Source organism: Streptomyces diastatochromogenes, assembly GCF_002242805.1.
GTDB lineage: Bacteria > Actinomycetota > Actinomycetes > Streptomycetales > Streptomycetaceae > Streptomyces > Streptomyces diastatochromogenes.
Window position 1 is genome coordinate 1 of sequence record NZ_MCGQ01000125.1, and the last position, 2,584, is coordinate 2,584.

3 protein-coding genes and 1 pseudogene are annotated in these 2,584 nt (G+C 68.3%); 2 read left to right on the plus strand and 2 right to left on the minus strand.

Going from position 1 to position 2,584, the window contains the following annotated elements:
* The coding region (locus BEK98_RS46835; protein ID WP_143684277.1) for a helix-turn-helix transcriptional regulator at positions 1-488 on the minus strand (488 nt) is incomplete at its 3' end.
* Between the two features lie 93 nt (positions 489-581).
* Here BEK98_RS46835 and BEK98_RS46840 point away from each other — a divergent pair.
* Entirely contained in the window at positions 582-980 is a 399-nt protein-coding gene (locus BEK98_RS46840; RefSeq protein WP_094222908.1) for a VOC family protein, read from the plus strand.
* A 181-nt stretch (positions 981-1,161) separates the two neighbouring features.
* Here BEK98_RS46840 and BEK98_RS50700 read toward each other — a convergent pair.
* Positions 1,162-1,511, minus strand: a pseudogene (locus tag BEK98_RS50700) (phosphatase); the annotation flags it as partial.
* 223 nt (positions 1,512-1,734) lie between these two features.
* Here BEK98_RS50700 and BEK98_RS46850 point away from each other — a divergent pair.
* The coding region (locus tag BEK98_RS46850) for a hypothetical protein (protein WP_094222909.1) at positions 1,735-2,584 on the plus strand (850 nt) is incomplete at its 3' end.

Sequence of the window (2,584 nt, forward strand, 5' to 3'; positions counted from 1 at the left end):
GTGTAGCGGATCGAGACCGGTCGGCGGTGGCGCACCGCATCGGCGATGGTGAGCAGGACCTCAGCGTCCGGGGTGTCGAGATCACTGGGCTGATCCGTGAAAGCGACGGCCTCCAGGAGTGTGTCGAGCCTGCGGGCGATGTGCTTGGGCAGCACCCGCCGGATCTTCGCCGATGCCGTCTCGCTCGCCGTCCGCTCCGTCGTCGTCAACCCCGCTCGGCGGTTGGCGACCAGGCCGAGCAGCACGGCCAGCGCCTCGTCGTCGCTGAGCATGAGCGGAGGCAAGCGGTACCCGGGGGCGAGCCGGTACCCGCCGTAGCGGCCGCGTACCGATTCCACCGGCACGTCCAGGTCGATCAGCTGGTCCACATACCGCCGCACGGTGCGCCCATCGACGCCGAGCCGGTCGGCGAGTTCGGCCACCGTCCGGGTGCCGCCCGACTGCAGCAGCTCCAGGAGTGTCAGCACGCGGCCGGTGGGTCGAGGCATGTCCGCAGCCTAACGCGAATACAGGACCGATTCTGTCCACTATCTCTCCTAGCCTGCGGCGTGCACGCCTCCAGCACAGCCAAGGAGATTCCCATGGACTTCGTCTCGATCCGCATCATCACCAGCGACGTAGCGCGCCTCGTCAAGTTCTACGAGCGAGCCACAGGGGCGCGGGCGACGTGGGCCACCGAGGACTTCGCCGAACTCAAGACCGCGGGCGCCACCCTCGCGATCGCCGGCACCCGCACCGTCCCGCTGTTCGCCCCGGGCTCTGCCCGCCCGGCGGACAACCACAGCGTGATCACCGAGTTCCTCGTCGACGACGTGGACCGCGTTCACCAGAACCTGACCGGCTTCGTCACCGACTTCGTCACCGAGCCCACCACGATGCCCTGGGGCAACCGGTCGCTGCTGTTCCGTGACCCTGACGGCAACCTCGTCAACTTCTTCACCCCCGTCACCCCGGCGGCCATCGAAAAGTTCGCACGCTGACGCCACGCACAGCCGCTCATGCGGGAGCCCTCAGATCCCAGGGCTCCCGGTGAACGCGGCCACCGAGTCCAGGAACGCCACCAGCAGGGGACATCGGAACGCATCGCCGACCCCCGAAGGACGTCTGCGGCAAGGTCGGATACATGTACCTGCATTCGGCGCTCGACGACCACTCCCGGCTCGCCTGCACCGATTCGAGGACTTGGCGCAACCGCCGGGTGAGCGTCGGTACGTTCCAGGGAGGCAGAAGATCTACGAAAGGGCCCCCGGTCACGGCCTCCACCCCCGCGAAGACCGGGGCGTCCAGATTGCAGCGGATGATTCTCAGATCCCGGTCCAGGATGACCGCAGGATCTGCTCCTGACGGCCGGGTGTCGGACTGGCGTGTGCGCGTTGGCGGGCGGCGGTGTCGCCCTGTGGGTCGGCAGAACCGGCGGCCGCCGCCGCTCCGCCGCGTGGGATGTACTGCCCCAAAGCGCTGCTGACCATGTCGAACGGTGACGCAGACGAGGGGGAGGGGGTGGAGTCCATGCGGCTCTCTCAGCTCACTCGCCAACCCCGGCACAGGGCCGGGGCCATACCCGATCCCGGGCGACAGGGTCCCGAGATTCCTGACCGCACACCTCATTTCAATAACACCTGGGGCCGCTTCGCCCCCTATTGCACAGCTGTGACGGTGAGCGCACAGCTCCGTCACCCCCTGTTGGAAGACTCCTCTCATCGCAGCGTCATTCGCATCTCTGGGGGAACCTCGATGTCCGCTCGTCACCGTCGCAGCACCGCAGCCGTCATCACCGCAGGTGCCGCCGCACTGCTCACCCTGTGCGGCACGGCCGCCACCGCGACGGCCGTGCCGTCCTCCAGGAGCGATGCCAAGGCCGGTGCCGCGATGGTCGCCGCGGCCGCGTCCGCCCAGACGGTCATCGTGCCCAGGGGGCTGGCCATCAGCGACGGCACCCGCCACGTCGTCATCAACGGCAAGTCGATCGACTTCGGCACCATCGTCCGTGACCTGGCCTGGAACCCCAGCGGCAGCAAGGCCGCCTTCGTCGACGGCCACGGCAACCTCGTCGTCTCCGACCCCGACGGCAGCCACCGCGTCATCGTCGCCGCCAACCCCGGCGGGCAGACCTGGTCACACCCCACCTGGCAGGTCACCGCAGCCGACAGGGCGAACGGGATCCCCGCGAAGAACAACCTCATCTTCGCCGCCAAGATCAACGGCAAGACCGTTCTGGAAGGCATCAAGGCCACCAGCGACCACGGAAGGCCGGCCAAGATCAGCCTGAACGGCGACCCGGGGGACGGCAACGTCCCGCAGACGAACAACAGCTGGCCCAACGTCGGCGGCAGCTACGGCACGGCCGTCTACGAGAACACCCACACCGGCGAGGTCTACATCCGTGACGACTACCTGCGTCAGCAGGGCAGCGCGCTGACCAAGGGTTCCGAGCCCGCGCTCTCGCCCGACGACGAGGAGGTCGTCTTCGTCCGCTCCGTCCATGGGCACGACCACCTCTTCGCCGAGGACTTCAGTGGCGGCACCAACGACGTCAAGGACATCACCCCCGGCGCCACCACCGACTACACCGAGCCCACCTGGT

What these genes read in the sequence shown, in the direction of transcription:
- BEK98_RS46840 (WP_094222908.1), top strand. Translation starts at nt 582, where the DNA reads ATGGACTTCGTCTCGATCCGCATCATCACCAGCGACGTAGCGCGCCTC.